The sequence below is a fragment of the Streptomyces sp. NPDC001851 genome (assembly GCF_040297165.1).
GTDB lineage: Bacteria > Actinomycetota > Actinomycetes > Streptomycetales > Streptomycetaceae > Streptomyces.
On the sequence record NZ_JBEOYR010000026.1, the window covers coordinates 86,650 to 109,247 of the forward strand.

A 22,598-nucleotide genomic window follows, 5' to 3' on the forward strand; every position below is an offset into this window, starting at 1 on the left:
CGTTCGCTGAACGGGGCCTTCTGGCTGTGGCTGGGGCCGGGGTCGAACCGGCGACCTTCCGCTTTTCAGGCGGACGCTCGTACCAACTGAGCTACCCAGCCACGGTGTTTCACGTGAAACACCAGCGGTCCTGACGGGATTTGAACCCGCGGCCTCCACCTTGACAGGGTGGCGAGCACTCCAAACTGCTCCACAGGACCAAGCGTGTGTGCAACAGTGTCGCACACGGTGTTACGTGCCCCCAACGGGATTCGAACCCGTGCTACCGCCTTGAAAGGGCGGCGTCCTAGGCCGCTAGACGATGAGGGCTATCGGCCCGCCTGGGCGCTTCTCAGCGCGTCGGGGACGTGAGAAGCATATGGGATGGCGGGGAGTATCGCCAAAACGGTTTACGGCGAGGGCGCGGGAGAGGTGCGTGAAGGGGGCGTCGGGGCGGGTGTGGTGCCTGGTCGCTCGCGGTGGTGCCGATGGCCGAGGGCTTCGTCGGCCAGGTGGCGGCTGACCTCGGCCGTCGTCTCGCCCAGCCCGCCCAGCTTGATCGCGTCCCAGGCCTGCAGGCGGCGGCTGTCGCGGTCGAAGTAGAGGATCGAGGCCTCGATGGGAGCGGGGTACTTGCCCTGCACCGCCCGCAGCCCGCTTCCCCCCGTGGAGCCCTCCATGCGCAGCCGGGTGCCGTAGGGGAGCCTCTCGTCGCCTTCGTGGTGCAGATGGCCGCACAGCACCAGCGGCACCTCGCCGTCCGTCTCGCGGGCCGCGACCGGCTCGTGCGCGATCGCGACGTCGACCGGCTTCCCGGCCGCCCGCTGGTCGCGCAGGGCGCTGGCCAGCCGGTCGCCGGCCAGTCGCTCGGCCGCGTCTCCGCCGGGCACCACCGAGCGGTCGGGGGTGAACTGGGGGTCGCCGATGCCCGCGAAGCGCAGGCCCGCGACGGTCCGGGCCCGGCCGTCGTCCAGGACGTGCACGTTCTTCATCCGCTCCAGATAGCGCTGGGTGGTCCGGGAGTCGTGGTTGCCGCGCACCCAGACGTACGGCACGCCCAGGTCCCTGATCGGGTCCAGAAAGCCGTTCTCCGCCGCCGAACCGTGGTCCATCGTGTCGCCGGAGTCGACGATCACGTTCACCCTGTACTGCGCCACCAGCGAGGAGATGATCTTCCAGCTCGCCGGGTTGAGATGGATGTCCGAGACGTGCAGGACCCGGATGGTGGAGGGATCCGGCTGGTAGGCCGGGAGCGTGGAGGTGACGTCGTAGAGCTTCGTCACGTTCGTCACCAGGCGGGCCAGCTCCTGCTGGTAGACGTCGAAATCGGTGACGATGCTGCGCGCGTTGCCGACCACCTGCGGCGCGGAGCTGAGCAGCCCGGAGAACTTCGGCTCCAGGATCGACTTCGGGTTCCAGGTGGCGTACGCGCTCGCCCCGGACGCCGCCAGCAGGGCCAGGGCGAGGCCGCCGGCCGCGAGGGCCCTGCGGGGGCTGCGGTAGACGGCGAGGCCGAGGGCCATGGCGCCGGCGACCACGGCGGCACAGGAGCGTACGGCCAGGTCCAGCGTGCCGTGCTCGACGTCCTGGGCGACCTCGTCCTGGAGGCCGGAGATCCGCTCCGGGTGGTCGACCAGGGCCTGGGAGCGGAGCGGGTCGAGCTGGTCCACGTTCACGTCCAGGCGGACCGGTGCCACATGGCTGTCCAGGGAGAGCGCGCCCAGCGGCGAGATGTTGATCCTCGTGCCGCCGGTGAGGGACGGGCGCAGCGCCATCGTCGTGTCCATGGGGCCGACCGGGGCCCGTACGTTCCCCACGATCAGCAGGCCCAGCCAGGCGCCGAGCAGGACGACGGCCGTCAGGCCGAGGGCGCTGAGCCAGGGGCGGGGGCCGGGGGCGGGATCCGGGACGGACAGGGGGCGGCTGCGGCGGCAGGCGGCGGGCACGCGGTTCGTCTTCGTCATGCGGTTCGTCATGCGGCTCGTCATGCGGTTCGTCATCGTGCGGAGGGCTGCGACCGGGACGCGGACCATTGGTGCCGTATGCCCGCGGCCCTGCGTGGATATGCGGACATACGGGCGCCTGTCGGCCCCGTACGGGCCTCTCCCGGCCCGTCGGGGACGCTCCCGCGAGCGCCTCGTACCGGACAATGACCGTGTGCTGGAGATGACGCGCGAGGAGTTCGAGGAACTGGTCGCCGAGGCGCTCGACCGGATCCCGCCGGAGCTGACGCGGCTCATGGACAACGTGGCGGTGTTCGTGGAGGACGAACCGCCCGCCGACGACCCCGAGCTGCTCGGGCTGTACGAGGGGACGCCGCTCACGGAACGCGGCGAGTGGTACGCGGGGGTGCTGCCGGACCGGATCACCGTCTACCGCGGACCCACGCTGAGAATGTGCACCAGCCGCGCGGACGTCGTCGCGGAGGTGGAGGTGACCGTGGTGCACGAGATCGCCCACCACTTCGGCATCGACGACGCCCGGCTGCACACCCTCGGCTATGGGTGAGCGGAGGGATGGGGCCGGGCGTGGGCGTGGACGGGTGTGGAGTGGGCGTGGACGCTGTGGCTGAGCGGTGACGCGTGCGGGGATGCGGGTGCGGCGCGTGTCCTCTTGTGGGTAGCGGGAGTTGGGGAGGTTGACTCCTTTCCTCGCCTCGGAGGTGGCCGCCGTGCGCCCCTTGCCCGTACCCGTCCGGCTCACCGTCACGGTGCTGGCCCTCGCCGCTGCCGCCGGCTGTGTGAACGTGGGTGACGCCGCGGGCCCGGCCAGGCCCTCGCACTCGGCGGGGCAGCACGGCGGCAAGGCGCCCGACGGCGGCCCGGTGGTCGACGCCGGCGGCCTCGGCCACAACGGCGCGGCGGTCGACGGCAAGCACGGGCACGGGGGCAGGGCGAAGCCGGAGAAGCGGGCCTCCGCGTCGGCGACCCCCTCCGGCGAGGACAGCTCCCCCGCGGCCCCCGCGAAACCGCCGAAGACCCCAGAGCCCGTGGACCCGCAGCCGACCAAGGCCCCGTCGGCTCCGCCGGTCACCTCCGCCCCGCCCGAGCCGCCCCCGTCCCCCACCCCGCCCCCGCCGACGTCCGAGCCGCCGTCGGCCGAGCCGTCCTCCTCGGCGCACGAGGGGACCGGACCGCAGCTCGTCCAGCGCGAGCCGGCGCCCACGGCTGGCGCACCGGCGTGAGCGACGGTGCTGAGTGGAACCGTGCTTGCCAGGCTGACCTGCGACGATGAGACTCGGTTTGCCTTCAGGGGTGGTGAGTGCGTATGGTGGTAGATCGTTTGATCCCATTTGCCCGGCGCCATCACAGAGCGCGCCGTGTGGCGCGTACTCTCCTTTGCCGTGGCGGACCGCATTGAGGCGGTCGTGAGCGAATCACGGAGTTGACGGGCGCGTGCCGAAGAGACTCCGGAAGGTTTCGCATTCGCATGTCCGTGTCCAGTACTGACCAGATCGTCGTGTCCGAGAACGAGATCGAGATCGAGAACGAGCTCGTCGACGTGACGACCGAGGTCACCGAGGCCCCCGAGGCCGCTGACACCCCCCAGACCCAGACCCCCCAGACCACCTTCGCCGACCTCGGCCTCCCCGAGGGCGTCGTGCGCAAGCTGGCGCAGAACGGTGTGACCACCCCCTTCCCGATCCAGGCCGCGACCATCCCGGACGCCCTGGACGGCAAGGACATCCTCGGCCGGGGCCGCACCGGCTCCGGCAAGACGCTCTCCTTCGGTCTGCCGACCCTGGCCCAGCTGGCCGGCGGCCGCACCGAGAAGAAGCGCCCCCGCGCGGTCATCCTCACCCCGACCCGCGAACTGGCCATGCAGGTCGCCGACGCCCTCCAGCCGTACGGCGACGTCGTCGGCCTGAAGATGAAGGTCGTCTGCGGCGGCACCTCCATGGGCAACCAGATCTACGCCCTGGAGCGCGGCGTCGACATCCTCGTCGCCACCCCGGGCCGTCTGCGCGACATCATCAACCGCGGCGCCTGCTCCCTGGAGGACGTGCAGATCGCCGTCCTGGACGAGGCCGACCAGATGTCCGACCTCGGCTTCCTGCCCGAGGTCACCGAGCTGCTCGACCAGGTCCCGGCGGGCGGCCAGCGCATGCTCTTCTCCGCCACGATGGAGAACGAGATCAAGACCCTCGTCGACCGCTACCTGAACGAGCCCGTCCTGCACGAGGTGGACGCGGCCCAGGGCGCGGTGACGACCATGTCGCACCACATCCTCATCGTGAAGCCCAAGGACAAGGCGCCGGTCACCGCCGCGATCGCCTCCCGCAAGGGCCGCACGATCATCTTCGTCCGCACCCAGCTGGGCGCCGACCGCGTCGCCGAGCAGCTGCGCGAGGCCGGTGTGAAGGCCGACGCGCTGCACGGCGGCATGACCCAGGGCGCCCGCACCCGCACCCTGGCCGACTTCAAGGACGGTTACGTCAACGTCCTGGTCGCGACGGACGTCGCCGCGCGCGGCATCCACGTCGACGGCATCGACCTGGTCCTGAACGTGGACCCGGCCGGCGACCACAAGGACTACCTGCACCGCGCCGGCCGTACCGCCCGTGCGGGCCGTACCGGCACGGTCGTCTCCCTCTCCCTGCCGCACCAGCGGCGCCAGATCTTCCGCCTGATGGAGGACGCCGGCGTCGACGCGGCCCGCCACATCATCCAGGGCGGCGCCGCCTTCGACCCGGAGGTCGCCGAGATCACCGGCGCCCGCTCCATGACCGAGGTCCAGGCCGAGTCCGCCGCCAACGCCGCCCAGCAGGCCGAGCGCGAGGTCGCCCAGCTCACCAAGCAGCTGGAGCGCGCCCAGCGCCGTGCGACCGAGCTGCGTGAGGAGTCCGACCGGCTGGTGGCCCGGGTCGCCCGCGAGCGCGGCGAGGACCCCGAGGCCGCGGTGGCCCAGGCGCAGGCGACGGCGGCCGAGGAGCTCGCCGTGGCCCAGGAGCCGGCGGAGCGCGAGACCGAGCGCGAGGAGCGCCCGGCGGCTTCGGCGCCGTACGAGCGCCGGGAGCGTCGCGGTTTCGACCGCCGTGACGACCGCGGCGAGCGTGGCTTCGAGCGCGGCGACCGGGGCGAGCGGGGTGGCCGTGGTTTCGAGCGGCGTGACGACCGCCGTCCGTTCGACCGCGACCGTTCCTTCGACCGCCGTGACGACCGCGGTGGCCGTGGTTTCGAGCGCCGTGACGACCGTCGCCCGTTCGACCGCGACCGCAACGACCGGGGCGACCGCAACGACCGTGGTGACCGCGGTGGCCGCACCTTCGAGCGCCGTGACGACCGTGCCGGTTTCGAGCGCCGTGACGACCGCGGTGGCCGTGGCTTCGAGCGCCGTGACGACCGTCGCCCGTTCGACCGTGACCGCAACGACCGGGGCGACCGCAACGACCGTGGTGACCGCGGTGGCCGCACCTTCGAGCGCCGTGACGACCGGGGCGGCTTCCGCCGGGACGAGCGCGGTGGGCACCGGGGCAGCGACCGTCCGTTCAACCGCGACCGCCGCGACGACCGCCCGGGCTTCCGCTCCGGCGGCCACGAGCGCCCCTACGGCCGCCGTGACGACCACCGCGGCAACGGCTCGTTCGGCCGCCGCGAGGACAAGCCGCGCTGGAAGCGCAACGGCTGACGAAACGCACACGGCTGACGCCGAGTGACCCGACGAGGGCCCGTACGACTCCGGTCGTACGGGCCCTTTTCAGTCACCGGGTGACGCATGTCACGCCCCCACTGAGGGAATTGCTGGGGGCATGACAGAAGACGCGAGAGCGAACGGGACCCACGGCCTCTCGGACGAGGAGCGGCTGGCCCAGCTCGGCTACACCCAGGTCCTCGCCCGCCGGATGTCGGCGTTCTCCAACTACGCCGTCTCCTTCACGATCATCTCGGTGCTGTCCGGCTGCCTGACCCTCTATCTCTTCGGCATGACCACCGGCGGCCCCGCGGTGATCACCTGGGGCTGGGTGGCGGTGGGCCTGCTGACCCTGTTCGTCGGCCTCTCGATGGCCGAAATCTGCTCGGCGTACCCCACCTCGGCCGGCCTGTACTTCTGGGCCCACCGCCTCGCCCCACCCCGCTCGGCGGCGGCCTGGGCCTGGTTCACCGGCTGGTTCAACGTCCTGGGCCAGGTCGCGGTGACCGCGGGCATCGACTTCGGCGCGGCTTCCTTCCTGGGCGCGTACCTGAACCTCCAGTTCGACTACGCGGTGACACCGGTCCGCACGGTCCTGCTGTTCGCGGCGATCCTCGTCCTCCACGGCCTGCTGAACACCTTCGGTGTGCGCATCGTGGCGTTCCTGAACAGCGTGAGCGTGTGGTGGCACGTACTGGGCGTGGCGGTGATCGTCGGCGCGCTGGCGTTCGTCCCCGACCACCACCAGTCGACGTCCTTCGTGTTCACCCGCTTCGTCAACGAGACCGGCTGGGGCAGCGGCCCGTACGTCGTCCTCCTCGGCCTCCTCATGGCGCAGTACACCTTCACCGGCTACGACGCCTCCGCCCACATGACCGAGGAGACCCACGACGCGTCCACGGCGGGCCCGAAAGGCATCGTCCGCTCGATCTGGACGTCCTGGATAGCGGGCTTCGTCCTCCTCCTGGGCTTCACGTTCGCGATCCAGTCGTACGACGGCGAACTGACGTCCCCGACGGGCGCGCCCCCGGCCCAGATCCTCCTGGACGCCCTGGGAGCGACGACGGGCAAACTCCTGCTCCTGGTCGTGATCGGCGCCCAGCTCTTCTGCGGCATGGCGTCGGTGACGGCCAACAGCCGCATGATCTACGCCTTTTCGCGCGACGGCGCGCTGCCGTTCTCCCGTGTCTGGCGCACGGTCAGCCCGCGCACCCGCACCCCCGTGGCGGCGGTCTGGCTGGCCGCACTGGGCGCCCTGGCTCTCGGCCTGCCCTATCTGATCAACTCGACGGCGTACGCGGCGGTGACGTCGATCGCGGTCATCGGCCTCTACATCGCGTACGTCATCCCGACCTTCCTGCGCCTGCGCCGGGGCGCCGCCTTCGAACGCGGGCCGTGGCACCTGGGCCGCTGGTCGGTCCCGACCGGCGTCGTATCGGTGGCCTGGGTGGTCGTGATCACGATCCTCTTCATGCTCCCGCAGGTCTCCCCGGTCACCTGGAAGACCTTCAACTACGCCCCCGTCGCCGTCCTGGTCGTCCTCGGCTTCGCCGCGGCCTGGTGGCTGGCCTCGGCCCGCCACTGGTTCCTCGGCGGGGAGCGGGCCGCCGCTCCGGCACTGGTCGAAAAGTGACCATCCGGCCCCCTCTTCCCGTTCCGAACCCCACCTGACGCGGCCGGGTCACCGATACCCGATCGGAGACTCGGCCTCGTCCGGCTATGCTCGGACAGGCAACATCGCGTGGGCCCTTAGCTCAATTGGCAGAGCAGTGGACTTTTAATCCATTGGTTGTGGGTTCGAGTCCCACAGGGCCTACGGGCCGCGGGGGAGGGGTTACCCCCTCTGACCTGCTACGCAGCGCCTGAGTCGGCTTCGGTCGGCTCGGGCGCTGCCTTGTTCCCGGGACCGCGGTCTGCGCGGTGCCGGCCACCATCCGCTCGCCTCGGCGCGCGACCTGCTCGGCCTCGAACTGGGGCAGTCCGCGCCGCCGGGCACCGGGATCGAGCCGGCGGTGATGGTCTATCGGTGGCCCAGGGCGGCGGCGAACCTCGCTGTCCTGGGGCTGGTGGGGATCGGGGCGTACGACGTCGCCCAGAGCGGGTTCGGGCAACGCCTCGTGGAGGTACGGAAGTTCGGCTCCCCCCGCGTACCGGCGCCGTCCGTCGACTTCGGCCGGGCTGCCCGCCGACGGTCACCACCGACCTGGACCGGCCGTTGATGCTGATGACCGCCGAATTCCCCCGGGCCACGCAGCCGAGTGTCGCCGGGTTCCGGTCGCACCCGCGGGGATGGGCGACGAGGATGCGGCGCCGCCTCCGTCACGCACGCGAACAGGCCGTGACCTCCGCGGTCGACGGCCTGTCCACGTTCAAGAAGGGGTTACCGCCAGCACAGCGAGCTAATCGTGTGGGTATCGCAGATGTGGCCGTCGGCGGCCGCAGCGGTACCGGCGGGGATCGCAAGTGCCGCGAGGAGCGCGGCGACGAAGAGGGCGGAGATGTGTCGCATGGCGAATGGTCCTTTCTGGGTCCTCCGGCAAGACAGGTGTCTTGGGGGTGAGCCCAGGCTCGCGTAGACCTGCACGCTCCGCATGTCGAACGAACACGGTCGGTGACCGTGGGCGGCGTCCGGACCGACCGCGGCCGGTCCGGACGCCGTACTTCAGGGAGTGTCGAACGTCGGCCCTTGCGGCTTGGAGTTCCGCCGACTGTGTGCGGCGTGCCGGGGCTTGGACACCTTGGACGAGACCTGTCCGACGATCTCCCAGAAACACACCAGCGCGGTGATCGGTGGAATTCCGAAGATGATCAGTGAAAGCGGTGAATGTGATGAATGACTGACGCACAGGGCGACGGCCATGGCGGAGGCGCCGAGCAGCACACCCCACGATCTGCGCGCACTCCGACTCTGCACGGTGGCCCGCAGAATGGACAGGGCCGCCACGAGCCACGGCCCGTACACCGTCAGCGGCCACCACTGGGCCAGTCTCATCGGCAGTACGGAAGAAGCGGTGGCGCGGAGCTGGGTGTATGAATAGGAAAACGACCAGCCCAACATGCAGATTGCGCACACCGAGATCGTCGCGATCAAGAGGGTGACGTGAGCGCTGCGATTGTTCTCGGGCGAGCGGGTTTCCGTGCGGATCCGCCGCCGGTTCCGTCTGTGGCTGGACCGTTCGTGCGGCGGGCTCGGCTCGGGATTCGCGCCGGACGCCGCGGACAGCATCTGGGCCAGCTCTTCGACCGGGTCCCACTCTATCTCGATCGTGCTGAACTCGGAGTCGCTGAAGATGTCTTCGTCCTGAATCCTGTCCATGAGGTAAGTCCTATAGCCCCACCATCGCCTGCAGATACTCGGTTTCCAGCTGGGTGATTCTCCTCAGGAACTCATCGAGAAGATCCGAACATCCGTCAAAGTACCCCTCCCCTTCGTCGTGTTCCGCCTGAAGTGTGAGCGCCGAGCGAAGATTCCCGGCCGCGAGCCTCTCAGTCAGTGTCACGACCGCCTAACGAGCTCCTCGGGTGGCGGGGGTGTGCGGCATTCGGGTGTTTTTGTGGCCCGGAAGCAGTATCCGTCGGGTCCGATGACAGCAATTGGCGAAAATGCGAGTACCCGGGAAATTTCGTGCCGTGAATATAAAGCGAACGGATCCGGCCGCCGACGGGCTCGCCGTCACGGCCGGCCTGTCCGGGCCGCCACGCGTCCGTCAGGGTGAATCGCGCGTGTCGCGGGGCCGACCGGTCGCGTCACGCACGGTAGGCCCGAAGGAACGCCGCCACCCCGCCCCTGATCAGACGGTCCGTCTCCGCCGGCGGGAGAGGGTGGACGCCGTAGTGGGTGAACTGGACGATCGTATGGGTGGTCAGGGACATGAAGTGCCCGGCGCCCATCGCCGCGTCGCCGTGCAGGTCGAGCAGGCCGGCGTCCGCGAGCTGGGTCATCGCGTCGGCGACGGCCCGGCCGACCGGTGCCGGGCCCGCCTCGTACCAGGCCTTGAGGACCTCCGGTGGCACATGGTCGGCCTCGGCGTGGATGTGGCGGACCAGCGCGAAGTGGTTCGGGTAGTCGGTCATGAGGTCGGCGAACGCGCGGGCCAGGGCGACCAGGTCGCGTTCGAGGTCCTCGGCGCGCGGCGGCCGCTCCGGGTCCAGTACGGCGCGCAGGCGGGCCAGTTGGGCGTCGCGGACCTCGTTGGACGTCCAGGTGACCACGGCCTGGAAGAGCTGTGCCTTGCCGCCGGGGAAGTGGTTGTAGAGCGTGCGCGTGGAGACGCCGGCCTCGGCGGCCAGCGCGTCGACCGAGGCGCGTGCGTAGCCCTCGCGGCCGAAGAGCGTGCAGGACGCGCCCGCGATCGCCATCTGCTTCGCCAGCTTGCGCGGTGAGACCTCGCGCCGCGCCTGCGCCGTCCAGGACTCGTTCGTTTCGCCCACACCAGCCTCCTCAGACCAGTCACCCTACCGGAACTACAACGAGCGTTGCACTTTCTACAACGTGCGTTGTACTTTGCTGTCCGGGGAGGTCGCACCGGGCGACCGCCACCGGATAAGGGGGATACCTGTGTCTGTCACCGAAGCGTCTGTCGCCGAAGCGTCCGTCACCGACCACGAGGCACCGCTGCGCGTCGCCGTCGTCGTGGGCAGTGTCCGGGAGGGCCGGCAGGGCCGGGCCGTCGCCGACTGGTTCCTCGGCCTCGCCGCCGGCGACGAGGGCCTGCACTTCGACGTCATCGACCTCGCCGAGGTCGAGCTGCCGCTGGTGCTGCCCGACTGGGGCGGCAGGCCGAGTCCCGAGGCCGCCGCCGCGCTGCGGGAGGTCTCACCACGGCTCGCCGCCGCCGACGCGTTCGTCGTCGTCACGCCCGAGTACAACCACAGCTTCCCGGCGTCCCTGAAGAACTTCGTCGACTGGCACCACAGCCAGTGGCACGCCAAGCCGGTGGGCTTCGTCTCGTACGGCGGCCTCGGCGGCGGGCTGCGCGCGGTCGAGCAACTCCGGCTGGTCTTCGCCGAACTGCACGCGACCACCGTGCGCGACTCGGTCAGCCTGCACGGTCCCTGGTCCGGGCTCGGGGCGGACGGCACCCCGCGGGACGCGGCCGTGTGCGCCGGTGCCGCCAAGGGCATGCTCGGCCAACTCACCTGGTGGGGGCGGGCGTTGCGGGCCGCGCGGGCCGAGCGCCCGTACGCGGGCTGACGGCGGCCGGGAAGAGAGGTGGGGGAGATGCGTACGACCGCGCCCGCCGTGGCACCGGCCCGTCCGGTACCGGACCCGGCCACGGCCCTGAACCGCACCCTGGCCGTCACCGTCATCGGCTCCGTGATGGCGGTGCTCGACATGACGATCGTCAACGTCGCGCTGCGCCGGCTCTCACAGTCCTTCGGCGCCTCGCTGCAGACCATCCAGTGGGCCGCCACCGCGTACACGCTCGCGCTGGCCGCCGTCATCCCGGCCGCCGCCTGGGCCATGGCCCGGATCGGCGCCAAGCGCACCTACCTGACCGCGCTCACCCTCTTCACGCTCGGTTCGCTGCTCGCCGCGTGCGCCTGGGACGCGGGCAGCCTCATCGCCTTCCGGGCGGTGCAGGGGCTCGGCGGCGGGCTGCTGCAGCCGGTCGGCATGACGATGGTGATGCGCGCCGCCGACCGCAGCCGGCTCGGCCGCGCGATGGCCGTGGGCGGGCTGCCCATCCTGGTCGGGCCGGTGGCCGGGCCGGTGCTCGGCGGCTGGCTGGTCGACACCGCCTCCTGGCACTGGATCTTCCTGGTGAACCTGCCCGTGGGCGCCCTGGCCCTGGCCCTCGCGCTGCGCCTGCTGCCGTCGGACGCGCCGGCGCCCGGGCCCGCGAGGACCGCCGCCCGTCTCGACCTCCCCGGCCTGCTGATGCTCTCGCCCGGCCTCGCCCTGCTCCTGTACGGCCTGGCCCGGGGCGGTGAGCGCGGCGACTTCACCGCGCCCGGCGTCCTCGTGCCGACGCTCACCGGCGCGGCCCTCGCGGCGGCCTTCGTACGGCGGTCGCTCACCGCCTCCGCACCGCTGCTGGACCTGCGGCTGCTGCGCGACCGCACCTTCGCCGCCGGCGCCGGCACGCTCGCGCTCTTCACCTGCGGCTACTTCGGGTCGATGCTGCTCGGCCCGCTGTACTGGCAGCAGGAGCGGGGCCTGAGCGCCACGTCGACCGGACTGCTCGGCATGCCGGTCGGCCTCGTCGTCGGTACGACGATGCAGATCGCGGCACGCCGGATCGACCGGGTGGCGCCGCGCCGGCTGATCCCGGCCGGCATCGCGGTGGCCGCCCTCGGGATGGCGCTGCTGGCCTGGCAGTCCGGGATACCCGGGGTCGCGTCCTGGCGGATGGTCACGTCGTCCATGGTGATGGGCGTCGGCACCGGCATGGTGCTGATGCCGGCGATGACCACCGCGAGCCGGGAGCTGCCCGGGGAGCGGCTGCCCGCGGCGAGCACCGCGCTGAGCATCAACTCCCAGCTGGGCGCCTCCGTCGGCACGGCGGTGCTGTCGGTGGTGCTGGGCGCGGCGGGCCTGCACCCGGCCGGCTTCCGCACCGCGTACACCGTCGCGGCGGCCCTGCTGGCCCTGGCGGCCCTGCCGGCCCTCCGCCTCCCGGGCCGCCGCCGGAGCTGAGCGTCAGCCCGCCGTCAGCTCCGTCAGTTCGGCCAGGGGCAGGGTGTGGCGGGTCTGGAGGACCTTCGCGCGCAGGTAGCGGACGTTGTGGGCCGTGGTGAAGACACCGGTCGGCACCCGGTCCCGTACGAGGACACCCAGCGCGCGCAACTGCTCGGCCTTGTCGGGGTTGTTGGAGAGCAGGTCCAGTTCGCCGATGCCGAGGGCGGTGAGCATCTGCGCGGCGGCGGTGTAGTCGCGGGCGTCCTCCGGCAGGCCGAGCGCGGCGTTCGCCTCGTAGGTGTCCAGGCCCTGGTCCTGCAGCGCGTACGCGTCGAGCTTGTTGTAGAGGCCGATGCCGCGGCCCTCCTGGCGGAGGTAGAGCAGGACGCCACCGGTGGCGGCGATGCGCTCGACCGCCTCGCGCAGCTGGGGTCCGCAGTCGCAGCGGGCCGAGCCGAAGACGTCGCCGGTCAGGCACTCGGAGTGCAGGCGCACCAGCGGGACCGGGCCGGGGTCGCCGAGGACGACGGCGACATGCTCCTGGCCGTCGGCCAGGCCGTGGAAGGTGACGAGTTCGGCGTCGACGCTGTAGCCGTCGTGGAAGCGCAGCGGTACCCGGACGCGGGCGCGCGGCGTGGCGGCGGTGGGGTCGGGCATGCGGATCCCTCCGGGGCAGGTGCTTCAGATTTGAAGCAGCGGTACGTGCGGGGACCCTACCTCATGCTTAAAACTTAAAGCAATCAGTTTCCGGGTGCCGGACGGGACCCGGAGGATGCCGGCGGGGTCGACGAGGAACAGGACGACCGGCGCCGCCAGGGCACGTCCTCCGCCGCCCCGGGCTCGGTGTCGTCGCCCTGCAGCCCGCGCGCGATCCCGGCGCAGATCTCCTCCAGCTGCCCCACCTGCTCCGGCGTGAGCCGGTCGAACAGGGTGGCGCGCACCGTCTCCACGTGTCCGGGCGCCGTACGCTCCAGCACGGCCAGCCCCTCGTCCGTCAGCACGGCGATGCTGCTTCGCCGGTCCCAGGGGCAGTCCTCGCGGCGCACCAGCCCGTCCCGCTCAAGGCGGCTCACCGCATAGGTCAGCCGACTGCGCGTGATCTTCAGTGTCGCGGCGAGATCGGTCATGCGCAGCCGCCGCTCGGGCGCCTCGGAGAGGTTGGCCAGCACGGAGTAGAACAGATGCGGCATGCCGGCCGTCTGCTGCAGGTTCCGGTCGATCGCGTCGTCCAGGAGCCGGGCGGCGGCCAGGTAGGCGCGCCAGGCGCGCTGCTCCTCGGGAGTGAGCCAGCGGGTCGTCATGCCGCCAGTGTAAGTTTGTTTCAAACTTGAACCAAGAGCCACTTCGCAGGGAGAGCGCGCCGATGTCGTACCCCTATGTGCTGCTGTCCGCCGCCGTCTCCCTCGACGGCTACCTGGACGACACCGGCCCCGACCGGCTCCTGCTGTCCAGTCCGGCCGACTTCGACCGGGTCGACGCCGTCCGGGCCTCCGTCGACGCGATCCTGGTCGGCGCCGGCACGATCCGCGCCGACAACCCGCGGCTGCTGGTCAACTCCGCCGAGCGCCGCGCGGCCCGGGTGGCCGGGGGCAGGCCGGAGTACCCGCTGAAGGTCACCGTCACCGCCACCGGCGACCTCGACCCCGACGCCCGCTTCTGGCACACCGGCGGCGACAAACTCGTCTACACGACCGACCAGGGCGCCGAACGCGCCGCCCGCCTCCTCGGCGGCACCGCCGGCGTCGTCCCGCTCGGCCCCGGCCTCGACTGGCACGCCCTGCTGGCCCATCTGCACGACGTGCGCGGCGTACGCCGCCTGATGGTGGAGGGCGGCGGCACGGTCCACACCCAGCTGCTGCAGCTGGGCCTCGCGGACGAACTCCAGCTGGTCCTCGCGCCGCTGTTCGTCGGCGACCCGGCCGCTCCCCGCCTGTTCGGCCCGGGCGCCTACCAGCCCGGCCGGCTGCGCCTCACCGAGACCCGCCGCATCGAGGACGTGGTCCTCATGCGCTACGAGCCCACGGCCCCCGGCACCGGCCCGGTCCCCGCCGCCGCCGACCGCCACTGGCTGCGCACCGCCTGCGACCTGGCCGCGCTGTGCCCGCCCTCGGAGACGGCGTTCAGCGTCGGCGCGGTCGTGGTCGCCGCCGACGGTACGGAGCTGGCGCGGGGCCATTCCCGGGAGGGTGCCGACCCCGTGGTCCACGCGGAGGAGGCGGCGCTGGCGAAGGTCGACCCGGCGGATCCGCGGCTGGCCGGCGCAACGGTCTACAGCAGCCTGGAACCCTGTGCCCGGCGGTCCTCCCGGCCGGCGCCCTGCGCCGAGCTCATTCTGCGGGCGGGGGTGCGCAGGGTGGTCACCGCGTGGCGGGAGCCGGACACGTTCGTTTCGTCGGCCGACGGTACGGGGGTCCTCGTCGAGGCGGGTGCACAGGTGGTCGTACTGCCGGAGCTGGCGGGACCCGCCCAGGCGCCGAACGCGCATCTGCTGGGGCGCTGAAAACACCCAGGGCCGGAATCCACTGGATTCCGGCCCTGGGCCTTCAGTAGCGGGGACAGGATTTGAACCTGCGACCTCTGGGTTATGAGCCCAGCGAGCTACCGAGCTGCTCCACCCCGCGTCGTTGTGACTCCAGAGTACCCCATGCGCGGGGTGGTGCGCACACCGCGTTTCCGGGTCCGTTGATCATCTGCACGGACGGTGACCGGATGGCAGCCCTCCGCATAACATCTGAGTCACCATCAAAAACGCCGAGACTCCTGAACACCGGTCAACTCGCCCGTTTCGCGGCGCTCCTGACCGGTAAGTCCACGGCCGAAATCGTTAATGATCAAGCCGGATGGCTTGGAAAGTGACCAGCAGGTCTATTAACGTTCGATAACGCAGCGCGGTCGTCCCAGCCGTCACAAGAGACGGCTCCGTGCGCACGCGCCGAATCCCGCGAGGGAACCGGGGAACCACCACTTTGGGGTGAATCGTGCGAATGCCGCAGCCGGTATACGCGCGTAGGAGACCTTCCTGCTCCGAACCCGTCAGCTAACCCGGTAGGCGGAGGAAGGAAAGGAGCACGCCCCCGTGGCGTCCAACCGGCCTGCCCCAGAAGCCCCGTTCACACCCGCGCCGACCGAGCCCGAGACCTTCGGCTACGGCGCCCACCGTGCCGAAGAGGGCCCCTGGGAGGAGTGGAACCCCACCGAGGACTCCGTCGCCCCGGTCCGCGGCCGGCACCGTGTCGCCAAGCAGCGCGGCGGCTTCGCGCGCAGCTCCACCGTCCTCGGCGTCGGCGTGCTGGCCGCGGTCGGCGCGGGCGGCATGGCCAGCGCCAACACCGGCAAGCCGCCGGTCTCCATATCCCTGCCGGACCTGGACTCCGTCGGCCACCTCTTCGGCGACGACTCCTCCGACGCGCCCCGGACGGACCCCTCCGCGCTCAGCAACGTCGGCGTGACCTCGGCCGACGGCAAGGACTCCGACGCGGGCGAGGCGCTGCGCAACCGGATCATGGCCCAGGCCGAGCAGCAGCAGAGCAAGGCCGACAGCAAGGCCACCGTCGCCGCGCTCGCCGCCGCCGAGAAGCAGACCGCCGACGCCGCGGCCAAGGCGGAGCAGGACGCCGCCGCCAAGGCCGCCGCGGCCAAGGAGAAGGCGGAGGCCGACGCCAAGAAGGCGGCCGAGGCCAAGCGCCTGGCCGAGCTGGCCAAGCAGTACCAGCTGCCCGTCGTCTCGTACACGATCACCGGCACCTTCGGCCAGCCCGGCGCCATGTGGTCCTCCGGCTACCACACCGGCCTCGACTTCGCCGCCCCCACCGGCACCCTCATCAAGGCCATCCACGGCGGCACGATCACCCAGGCCGGCTGGGCCGGCGCCTACGGCTACCGCACGGTCCTCACCCTGGACGACGGCACCGAGCTGTGGTTCTGCCACCAGTCCTCGATCAACGTCAGGGTCGGCCAGAAGGTCTCCACCGGCGAGGTCATCGGCCGCATCGGCGCCACCGGCAACGTCACCGGCCCGCACCTGCACCTGGAGGTCCACCCGGACGGCCAGGCCGCCGGCATCGACCCGGCGCCGTGGCTGCGGGACAAGGGCCTCAACCCCTGACCTCTCCTTTCGCGGGATCCTGGACACCGGCGGCGGAATGCGATCACCCACCGCCGGTGTTGACGTAGAGCATGACTTCTCTGCGCACACTCGGTTCCTCCGACCTTGAGGTCTTCCCGCTCTCCCTGGGCGGCAACGTCTTCGGCTGGACCGCCGACGAGAAGACCTCCTTCGCCGTCCTCGACGCCTACACGGCCGCCGGCGGCAACTTCATCGACACCGCCGACGTCTACTCCGCCTGGATCGAGGGCAACAAGGGCGGCGAGTCCGAGACGATCATCGGCAAGTGGACCAAGGCCCGCGGCAACCGCGCCGACGTCGTCATCGCCACCAAGGTCAGCCAGCACCCCGAGTACCAGGGACTGTCCGCGGCCACCATCAAGGCCGCCGCCGACGCCTCCCTGCGCCGCCTGGACACCGACTACATCGACCTCTACTACACCCACTACGACAAGCCCGAGGTGCCGGTCGAGGAGATCATCGGCGCGCTGGACGAACTGGTGAGGGCGGGCAAGGTCCGGCACATCGCCGCCTCCAACATCAGTCCCGAACGGCTGCAGGCCTCCCTGGACTTCTCCGACCGCGAGGGCCTGGCCCGCTATGTCGCCCTCCAGCCGCACTACAACCTCGTCTCCCGCGACACGTACGAGGGCCCGCTGCAGGACCTGGCAGCCAAGCAGGGGCTGTCCGCGGTGCCGTACTACTCCCTCGCCTCGGGCTTCCTGACCGGCAAGTACCGCCCCGGCACCAAGGTCGACAGCGCCCGCGCCGGCCGCGCCCAGCAGTACGCCGACTCCGAGCACGGCCAGAAGGTCCTGGCGGCCCTGGACGAGGTCGCCGCCGCCCACGCGGCCCCCGTCGCCACGGTCGCCCTCGCCTGGCTGGCCGCCCAGCCGACGATCACGGCCCCGATCGCCTCGGCCCGCACGGTGGAGCAGCTCCCGGCGCTGCTGGGGGTGGCGGACCTGAAGCTGACGGACGCGGAGCTGACGAAGCTGACGGAAGCGTCGGCATAGCTCCCACGGCGGTGCCGAACCCTCCGCCACCCGAAGGTCTACGACCGGTACGGGTGGTACGCGGGATACGGCACCGCCGGATAACCGAACTGCGGAGCCCAGTGGACCGGCGCCGGAGCAGTCGCCCTCGCCGCGTACTCCAGAGCCGGCCGGGCCGACTCCCTGCGCTTCCACAGTTCGTCCAGCAGCTCCCGCTCCCGTACGACGAAGTCGGCCCCGCCCTTCCCCTTGCGCCCCCGGTGCCGCAGCGACGCCAGCGACGTCGCGTACGCCTCGTACTGCGCCACGGCCTGCGCCGCGGGCCGCCCGGCGTGGTGGCGGGCGTAGTCACGGGCCGCCCGCCGCGCCCGCATCGACCCGAGCGCGAACGGCTCGGCGGGCCCCAGCCACCCGGCCAGCACATACGCCGGCAGCTCCGCCCGCACGGTCCGCAGCTCCCGCTGCCGCGTCCAGATCGCCAGCCAGGTCAGCAACCCGAACACGGGCACCATGAAGCCGCCGTAGACGGCGAAGAACCCGAACTCGCCGAAGGTGGAGGAGCCGTTCCAGAAGGCGTGCATGCTCATCGCGAGCAGCAGACCGCCGAGCGGCGTCAGCACCCGCCGGGCGTGCTGGCGCTCCGCGGAGAGCGCGGCGGCGCCGAAGCCGATGCCGGTGAGGGTGGTGAACAGGGGGTGCGCGAACGGGGACATCACGATGCGCACGAAGAAGGTGGCGGCGGTGACGGAGGCGATGCCGCGACCGCCGCTGAGCTGGTCGGTCCCGAAGGCCGTACCCAGGTAGAGGATGTTCTCGGTGAACGCGAACCCGGTGGCGGTGATCCCGGCTATCACCACCCCGTCCACGATCCCGGTGAAGTCACGTCTGCGGAAGAGGAAGACGAGCAGTACGGCGGCGGCCTTGGCGGACTCCTCCACGATGGGCGCTATCACGGTGGCGCCCAGGGTGTCGGCACTGGCGGGATCGGCGGTGGCGGTGGCTATCCACCTGGTCGCGAAGCTGTTGGCGACGATGGCTATCAGCGCCGCCGCGCAGGCCCCCCAGGCGAAGGCGAAGACCAGGTTCCGCCAGGGCCCCGGCGCCACCCGGTCCAGCCACCGGAAGGCGGCCACGAGCCACGGCACGGGCAGCACGGCCAGTCCCAGCCCGACGAGAAACCCCTCCGTGCCGGTCTGTCTGCGCACCAGCGCGAGGATGACCAGCCCGGACAGCGCCAGCAGGGTGATCAGTGCCCCGTACCGCACCCACCTGCGCTGCCACCAGTGCGGATGGCGGAGCACAAGGCCGTCGGGGCCCGGGGGATACGTGGGAAACGGAGGACTGGTGGCCACGGCATCGACCCTAACGGTGGCGGGGCGAGGGGCTGGAGCGTTTACCGGCCCCGGTGCGGTACGCGCTAGCGGTCCTGGCCGTGCGGTACGCGCCGGAAGAGCAGATCGTTCACGACATGTCCCTTGTCCAGTCCCTGTCCCTCGAAACGGGTCAGCGGCCGGTACCCGGGGCGCGGTGCGAAACCGCCGTCCGCCCGCGTGTTCTCGAAGGCGGGGTGCGCGGTGAGCACCTCCAGCATCTGCTCGGCGTACGGCTCCCAGTCGGTCGCGCAGTGCACGATCGCACCGGGCCTGAGCCGGGTCGCGGCGAGCGTCAGGAACTCGGGCTGGATGAGCCGCCGCTTGTGGTGCCGCTTCTTGGGCCAGGGGTCCGGGAAGTACACCCGCAGCCCGTCGAGCGCGTCGGCGGCGAGCATCTCCCTGAGCAGGATGATCGCGTCCCCGTTGCCCACCCGGACGTTGGACAGGCCGTTCCGGTCGGCGAGGCCCAGCAGATTGCCCTGCCCCGGGGTGTGCACGTCGACGGCGAGGATGTTGGTGTCCGGGTCGGCGGCGGCCATCTGCGCGGTGGCCTCGCCCATCCCGAACCCGATCTCCAGCACCACGGGATGGTCGTTCCCGAACAGCTCGCCGAGGTCGATGACCTGCTGCCCGTCGATGTCGAGCCCCCACTTGGGCCACAGCCGCTGCAGCGCGTCCGCCTGCCCGGCGGTCACCCGGCTGCGCCGCGGCTGGAAACTCCGGATCCGCCGCTCGAAGTGCGACCCGGCGGGATCGGCCTTGGGCCCGTCCGGAAACCGCGGCTCCCCCTTGCCCCGGGTATGCCGGACGGAGACGCCGGGGGTGTGGGGGGCCGGCGAGGGGGCTTCGGGGAGGTTCAGCGAGTCAGACACAGTGCTTCCGATTTTACGGGGCCTACGAGGTCGCCCTCCCGAGCATGTCCAGCACCCGGCGCCCGACCTCCCGCCCGATCGGCAGAGAAGCGGTGGCCGCCGGAGACGGGGCGTTCAGCACGTGCACCGCCCGGCTTCCCTCCCGGATGAGGAAGTCGTCCACCAGCGTCCCGTCCCGCAGCACCGCCTGCGCCCGCACCCCGGCGGGGGCCCGCACCAGGTCGTCCGCCTCCACCCCGGGCAGCAACCTGCGCACCGCCTCCAGGAACGCCCCCTTCGACAGCGAGCGGCGCAGCTCCCCCGCGCCGTATCTCCAGTGCCGCCGGGCGATCGCCCACGACCCCGGCCACGCGACCGTCCCGGCCAGCTCCCGGGGCCGTACGACTCCCCAGCCGTACCCCTCCCGGGCCAGCGCCGGCACCGCGTTGGGACCGATGTGGACACTTCCGTCGATCCCGCGGGTCAGATGCACCCCGAGGAACGGGAACGCCGGATCCGGCACCGGATACACCAGCCCCCGCACCAGCTCCGGCCGCGCCAGCTCGTAGTACTCCCCGCGGAACGGCACGATCCGCACCTCGGGCTCGTCCCCGGTCAGCCGGGCCACCTCGTCGCAGTACAGCCCGGCGCAGTTCACCAGCACACGCGCGCGTACGACATCCCCGGCCGAGGTGAGCACGGCCACACCGCGTTCCGGCCGCCGGTCGACCCGTACGACCCGCGCGCCGTACCGGATCTCGGCCCCTGAGGCCCGCGCGAGCTGCCGGGCGACCCCGACGAAGTCGCACACGCCGGTGGTCCCGACGTGTATGGCGGCCAGGCCCCGCACCTCGGGCTCGTACTCCCCGATCTGGGCGGCGCCCAGCTCCCGCACCGGGATCCCGTTCTCGCGCCCTCGCTGCACGAGCGCGTGCAGCCGGGGCAGCTCCTCCCGCTCCGTGGCGACGATCAGCTTGCCGGTGACGGCGTGCGCGATGCCGTACTCGGCGCAGAACTTCACCATCTCGGCGGCGCCCCGCACCGCGTACCGCGCCTTGAGCGAGCCGGGGCGGTAGTAGATCCCGCTGTGGATGACCCCGCTGTTGCGCCCCGTCTGGTGCCGGGCCGGACCCGGCTCCTTCTCCAGCACGGTGACCCGCGTGCCCGGCGCGGCCCGGGTGATCGCATACGCGGTGGACAGCCCGACGATCCCCCCACCGACCACGAGCACATCACAGTCGTACGCCCCGACTGGCACCGAGCACCACCTCCACTCCCGATAGTGCACTGCGCCACTGACAATGCCTTCAAACGCAGGTGGTGACGGTTGTCATGCTGGTGCCATCAGCAGCGGCCGGGCCCTCTCCCGCAGCTCCACCACCCGCGGCTCGTCCCCGTACGGCTCCAGCCGGTGCAGCAGGTCCTTCACATACTCGGTGGTCCGGGCCGACGAGATCCGCCCGGCCACCTCCACGGCCCGCACCCCCTGCTCACAGGCGGCGTCGAGGTTCCCGGACTCCAGCTCGGCGACGGCCGACACCACCAGCCGCAGCCCGTGCGACCGTACGAACTCCTCCGTCGGCTTCGACAGCGCCTGTTCGGTGAACCGCCGCACCTGCCGGGGCGCCTTCAGATCCCGGTAGCACTCCGCGGCATCGGCGGCGAACCGGTCATAGCCATAGAAACCGAGCCAAGAAGGATCGTTGTCGCCCTCGCGGGACCGTTCAAGCCATCCCTCCGCCGCCTTGAGCGCCGCGCCGGCCGCCTGCGCGTCTCCCGCACGCGCGTGTGCCCGCGCTTCCACCAGCCGGAAGAAGCTCATCGTGCGGGCGGTCGCCAGGCCCCGGTTCCGCTCCAGCGCGGCCTGCGCCAGATCGACCCCCTCGTCGCCGAAGCCGCGGTACGTCGCCTGCAGCGACATGGAGGCCAGGACGTAGCCCCCCAGGGGGACGTCCGCCGCCGCGCGCGCGAGCCGCAGTGCCTGGATGTAGTACCGCTGCGCGGCCTCCTGCTGGCCGGTGTCGAAGGCCATCCACCCGGCGAGCCGGGTGAGTTCGGCGGAGGCGCCGAACAGGGCGCGGCCCACCTCGTCGGAGTAGGAGCCGAGCAGCAGCGGCGCCGCCTCCACCCGCAGGCACTCCGGCACCATCGACGAACGCCAGTCCCCGCCGCCGTACTTGGAGTCCCACCGCCTGGCGTCCTCGGCGGCCTCCCGCAGCTTGCGCACATCGCTGTGGCCGACTTTGATCGGTGCGCCGGAGCCCTCGGCGGAGCCCGCCTCCCGCGCGACCGAGCTGTCGGCGGGGGTTATCAGCCATCGTGAGGCGGGCGTTGCGTATGCGCTCACTGCGAACGATCCGGCGAGGGACTGCCAGATGCCGCCCGAGCCGGCCCGGCGTCCGGCGAGGTCGAGACGGTACAGCTCCGTCGCCGACTTCACCGCCTGTCCTACGTCTCTGGGGAAGGCGAGGCCCACTTCGGGCGCGGGATCCGCGTCCGCCAGGCCGATCTCGTGGAGCGGCACCGGGCGGCCGAGCTTCTGTCCGATGGCGGCCGCGATGAGGTGCGGCGCCGCACCCTGCGGCACCATCCCCTTCGACACCCAGCGCGCCACGGAGGTCTTGTCGTAGCGAAGAGTCAACCCGCGTTGGGCGCCAAGGTCGTTGACGCGTCGTGCGAGTCCTGCGTTGCTGATTCCCGCGAGGGCGAGAACGGTGCCGAGCTTTTCGTTCGGCCCGCGTTGCTCCCTGGACATGCGCCACCCCTCGACACAGACGGCTGCCGCGCTGGCATAACCATGCGGCATTCGTAAACCCAGCGTAGTTCGCCGCATCCCAAGCGTTAAGGGGCATTGTTCCGGATGGCGGGATTGTGGTCCGTACGGAAGTACGGCCCTGTACGCACCGTGCACGGCCTGTCGCCCCGTGCCCCCGCACGTGTGGCCGTGCGCCCGTCCGTGCGCTCTTCTCCGGCCACCGGGGGAGCGGTTCCATGGCTCTTGCGTGGGTCGGCCCGCTGTACTGGATCCAGTGGGCTGGGGGA

20 protein-coding genes, 5 tRNA genes and 1 riboswitch are annotated in these 22,598 nt (G+C 71.6%); of the genes, 10 read left to right on the forward strand and 15 right to left on the reverse strand.

Annotated features, from left to right (window positions below; all coding sequences use genetic code 11):
• Positions 1–27: 27 nt before the first annotated feature.
• From ABT171_RS31830 to ABT171_RS31845, 4 genes are all read right to left on the reverse strand, one after another.
• Positions 28–101 (reverse strand) — tRNA-Phe (locus tag ABT171_RS31830).
• A 24-nt stretch (positions 102–125) separates the two neighbouring features.
• Positions 126–200, reverse strand: a tRNA-Asp gene (locus ABT171_RS31835).
• 36 nt (positions 201–236) lie between these two features.
• Positions 237–309 (reverse strand) — tRNA-Glu (locus ABT171_RS31840).
• A gap of 80 nt (positions 310–389) precedes the next feature.
• On the reverse strand, positions 390–2,012 hold the full coding sequence (locus tag ABT171_RS31845) for a metallophosphoesterase family protein (RefSeq protein WP_503077279.1): 1,623 nt from the start codon (positions 2,010–2,012) through the stop codon (positions 390–392).
• Between the two features lie 124 nt (positions 2,013–2,136).
• Between ABT171_RS31845 and ABT171_RS31850 the strand changes: the two genes are divergently transcribed.
• The 5 genes from ABT171_RS31850 (at position 2,137) to ABT171_RS31870 (ending at position 7,426) form a co-directional block, all read left to right on the forward strand.
• Positions 2,137–2,487, forward strand: a complete 351-nt coding sequence (locus ABT171_RS31850) for a metallopeptidase family protein (RefSeq protein WP_351249860.1) — start codon at positions 2,137–2,139, stop codon at positions 2,485–2,487.
• 163 nt (positions 2,488–2,650) lie between these two features.
• Positions 2,651–3,163, forward strand: coding sequence for a hypothetical protein (locus ABT171_RS31855; RefSeq protein ID WP_351249861.1), 513 nt, complete (start codon positions 2,651–2,653; stop codon positions 3,161–3,163).
• Between the two features lie 245 nt (positions 3,164–3,408).
• The gene (locus ABT171_RS31860; protein ID WP_351249862.1) at positions 3,409–5,607 is read left to right on the forward strand and encodes a DEAD/DEAH box helicase; all 2,199 of its coding nucleotides are present in this window, start codon (positions 3,409–3,411) and stop codon (positions 5,605–5,607) included.
• A 121-nt stretch (positions 5,608–5,728) separates the two neighbouring features.
• Positions 5,729–7,243 carry an amino acid permease gene (locus ABT171_RS31865; RefSeq protein ID WP_351249863.1) on the forward strand — a complete coding sequence of 505 codons (1,515 nt, stop codon included), beginning with the start codon at positions 5,729–5,731 and terminating at the stop codon, positions 7,241–7,243.
• A gap of 110 nt (positions 7,244–7,353) precedes the next feature.
• A tRNA-Lys gene (locus ABT171_RS31870) sits at positions 7,354–7,426 on the forward strand.
• Between the two features lie 564 nt (positions 7,427–7,990).
• On the opposite strand, the gene ABT171_RS31875 is transcribed toward ABT171_RS31870, so the two are convergent.
• The 4 genes from ABT171_RS31875 to ABT171_RS31890 form a co-directional block, all read right to left on the reverse strand.
• A complete protein-coding gene (locus ABT171_RS31875; protein ID WP_351249864.1) occupies positions 7,991–8,119 on the reverse strand; it encodes a hypothetical protein in 129 nt (42 codons plus the stop codon).
• A 153-nt stretch (positions 8,120–8,272) separates the two neighbouring features.
• Positions 8,273–8,926 carry a DUF2637 domain-containing protein gene (locus tag ABT171_RS31880; protein WP_351249865.1) on the reverse strand — a complete coding sequence of 218 codons (654 nt, stop codon included), beginning with the start codon at positions 8,924–8,926 and terminating at the stop codon, positions 8,273–8,275.
• 10 nt (positions 8,927–8,936) lie between these two features.
• Positions 8,937–9,110 carry a hypothetical protein gene (locus tag ABT171_RS31885; protein ID WP_351249866.1) on the reverse strand — a complete coding sequence of 58 codons (174 nt, stop codon included), beginning with the start codon at positions 9,108–9,110 and terminating at the stop codon, positions 8,937–8,939.
• Between the two features lie 247 nt (positions 9,111–9,357).
• Complete coding sequence (locus ABT171_RS31890) at positions 9,358–10,041, reverse strand: TetR/AcrR family transcriptional regulator (RefSeq protein ID WP_351249867.1); 684 nt, start codon at positions 10,039–10,041, stop codon at positions 9,358–9,360.
• 127 nt (positions 10,042–10,168) lie between these two features.
• Here ABT171_RS31890 and ABT171_RS31895 point away from each other — a divergent pair, with 127 nt between their 5' ends.
• A complete protein-coding gene (locus ABT171_RS31895; RefSeq protein WP_351249868.1) occupies positions 10,169–10,804 on the forward strand; it encodes an NADPH-dependent FMN reductase in 636 nt (211 codons plus the stop codon).
• Between the two features lie 27 nt (positions 10,805–10,831).
• Positions 10,832–12,250 carry a DHA2 family efflux MFS transporter permease subunit gene (locus ABT171_RS31900; RefSeq protein WP_351249869.1) on the forward strand — a complete coding sequence of 473 codons (1,419 nt, stop codon included), beginning with the start codon at positions 10,832–10,834 and terminating at the stop codon, positions 12,248–12,250.
• A gap of 3 nt (positions 12,251–12,253) precedes the next feature.
• Here ABT171_RS31900 and ABT171_RS31905 read toward each other — a convergent pair whose 3' ends face one another.
• Positions 12,254–12,889, reverse strand: coding sequence for a GTP cyclohydrolase II (locus ABT171_RS31905; RefSeq protein WP_351249870.1), 636 nt, complete (start codon positions 12,887–12,889; stop codon positions 12,254–12,256).
• An 83-nt stretch (positions 12,890–12,972) separates the two neighbouring features.
• On the reverse strand, positions 12,973–13,533 hold the full coding sequence (locus tag ABT171_RS31910) for a MarR family winged helix-turn-helix transcriptional regulator (RefSeq protein ID WP_351249871.1): 561 nt from the start codon (positions 13,531–13,533) through the stop codon (positions 12,973–12,975).
• A 62-nt stretch (positions 13,534–13,595) separates the two neighbouring features.
• Here ABT171_RS31910 and ABT171_RS31915 point away from each other — a divergent pair, with 62 nt between their 5' ends.
• Complete coding sequence (locus ABT171_RS31915) at positions 13,596–14,732, forward strand: dihydrofolate reductase family protein (protein ID WP_351249872.1); 1,137 nt, start codon at positions 13,596–13,598, stop codon at positions 14,730–14,732.
• A gap of 47 nt (positions 14,733–14,779) precedes the next feature.
• On the opposite strand, the gene ABT171_RS31920 is transcribed toward ABT171_RS31915, so the two are convergent.
• Positions 14,780–14,853 (reverse strand) — tRNA-Met (locus tag ABT171_RS31920).
• Positions 14,854–15,152: 299 nt separating this feature from the next.
• A riboswitch (cyclic di-AMP (ydaO/yuaA leader) is annotated at positions 15,153–15,299 on the forward strand.
• A 9-nt stretch (positions 15,300–15,308) separates the two neighbouring features.
• Here ABT171_RS31920 and ABT171_RS31925 point away from each other — a divergent pair.
• Together ABT171_RS31925 and ABT171_RS31930 are read left to right on the forward strand one after the other, a co-directional pair.
• A complete protein-coding gene (locus ABT171_RS31925) occupies positions 15,309–16,337 on the forward strand; it encodes a M23 family metallopeptidase (protein ID WP_351249873.1) in 1,029 nt (342 codons plus the stop codon).
• 71 nt (positions 16,338–16,408) lie between these two features.
• Positions 16,409–17,353, forward strand: coding sequence for an aldo/keto reductase (locus tag ABT171_RS31930; protein ID WP_351249874.1), 945 nt, complete (start codon positions 16,409–16,411; stop codon positions 17,351–17,353).
• Positions 17,354–17,391: 38 nt separating this feature from the next.
• Here the strand turns inward: ABT171_RS31930 and ABT171_RS31935 are convergent, their stop codons facing one another.
• The 4 genes from ABT171_RS31935 to ABT171_RS31950 form a co-directional block, all read right to left on the reverse strand.
• The gene (locus ABT171_RS31935) at positions 17,392–18,684 is read right to left on the reverse strand and encodes a PrsW family intramembrane metalloprotease (RefSeq protein WP_351249875.1); all 1,293 of its coding nucleotides are present in this window, start codon (positions 18,682–18,684) and stop codon (positions 17,392–17,394) included.
• A 65-nt stretch (positions 18,685–18,749) separates the two neighbouring features.
• Positions 18,750–19,577: a tRNA (guanosine(46)-N7)-methyltransferase TrmB gene (trmB, locus tag ABT171_RS31940; protein ID WP_351249876.1), complete on the reverse strand. Its 828-nt coding sequence runs from the start codon at positions 19,575–19,577 to the stop codon at positions 18,750–18,752.
• Between the two features lie 22 nt (positions 19,578–19,599).
• Complete coding sequence (lhgD, locus tag ABT171_RS31945) at positions 19,600–20,814, reverse strand: L-2-hydroxyglutarate dehydrogenase (RefSeq protein ID WP_351249877.1); 1,215 nt, start codon at positions 20,812–20,814, stop codon at positions 19,600–19,602.
• 72 nt (positions 20,815–20,886) lie between these two features.
• Positions 20,887–22,311, reverse strand: coding sequence for an NsdA family TPR-like regulatory protein (locus ABT171_RS31950; RefSeq protein ID WP_351249878.1), 1,425 nt, complete (start codon positions 22,309–22,311; stop codon positions 20,887–20,889).
• Between the last annotated feature and the right edge of the window lie 287 nt (positions 22,312–22,598).

Excerpts from the sequence above, each read along its gene's own strand:
- ABT171_RS31900 (WP_351249869.1), top strand. The coding sequence starts at position 10,832 with ATGCGTACGACCGCGCCCGCCGTGGCACCGGCCCGTCCGGTACCGGAC.
- ABT171_RS31950 (WP_351249878.1), bottom strand. The coding sequence starts at position 22,311 with ATGTCCAGGGAGCAACGCGGGCCGAACGAAAAGCTCGGCACCGTTCTC.
- ABT171_RS31880 (WP_351249865.1), bottom strand. The coding sequence starts at position 8,926 with ATGGACAGGATTCAGGACGAAGACATCTTCAGCGACTCCGAGTTCAGC.
- ABT171_RS31860 (WP_351249862.1), top strand. The coding sequence starts at position 3,409 with ATGTCCGTGTCCAGTACTGACCAGATCGTCGTGTCCGAGAACGAGATC.
- ABT171_RS31930 (WP_351249874.1), top strand. The coding sequence starts at position 16,409 with ATGACTTCTCTGCGCACACTCGGTTCCTCCGACCTTGAGGTCTTCCCG.
- ABT171_RS31865 (WP_351249863.1), top strand. The coding sequence starts at position 5,729 with ATGACAGAAGACGCGAGAGCGAACGGGACCCACGGCCTCTCGGACGAG.
- ABT171_RS31915 (WP_351249872.1), top strand. The coding sequence starts at position 13,596 with ATGTCGTACCCCTATGTGCTGCTGTCCGCCGCCGTCTCCCTCGACGGC.
- ABT171_RS31845 (WP_503077279.1), bottom strand. The coding sequence starts at position 2,012 with ATGGTCCGCGTCCCGGTCGCAGCCCTCCGCACGATGACGAACCGCATG.
- ABT171_RS31910 (WP_351249871.1), bottom strand. The coding sequence starts at position 13,533 with ATGACGACCCGCTGGCTCACTCCCGAGGAGCAGCGCGCCTGGCGCGCC.
- ABT171_RS31875 (WP_351249864.1), bottom strand. The coding sequence starts at position 8,119 with ATGCGACACATCTCCGCCCTCTTCGTCGCCGCGCTCCTCGCGGCACTT.
- ABT171_RS31905 (WP_351249870.1), bottom strand. The coding sequence starts at position 12,889 with ATGCCCGACCCCACCGCCGCCACGCCGCGCGCCCGCGTCCGGGTACCG.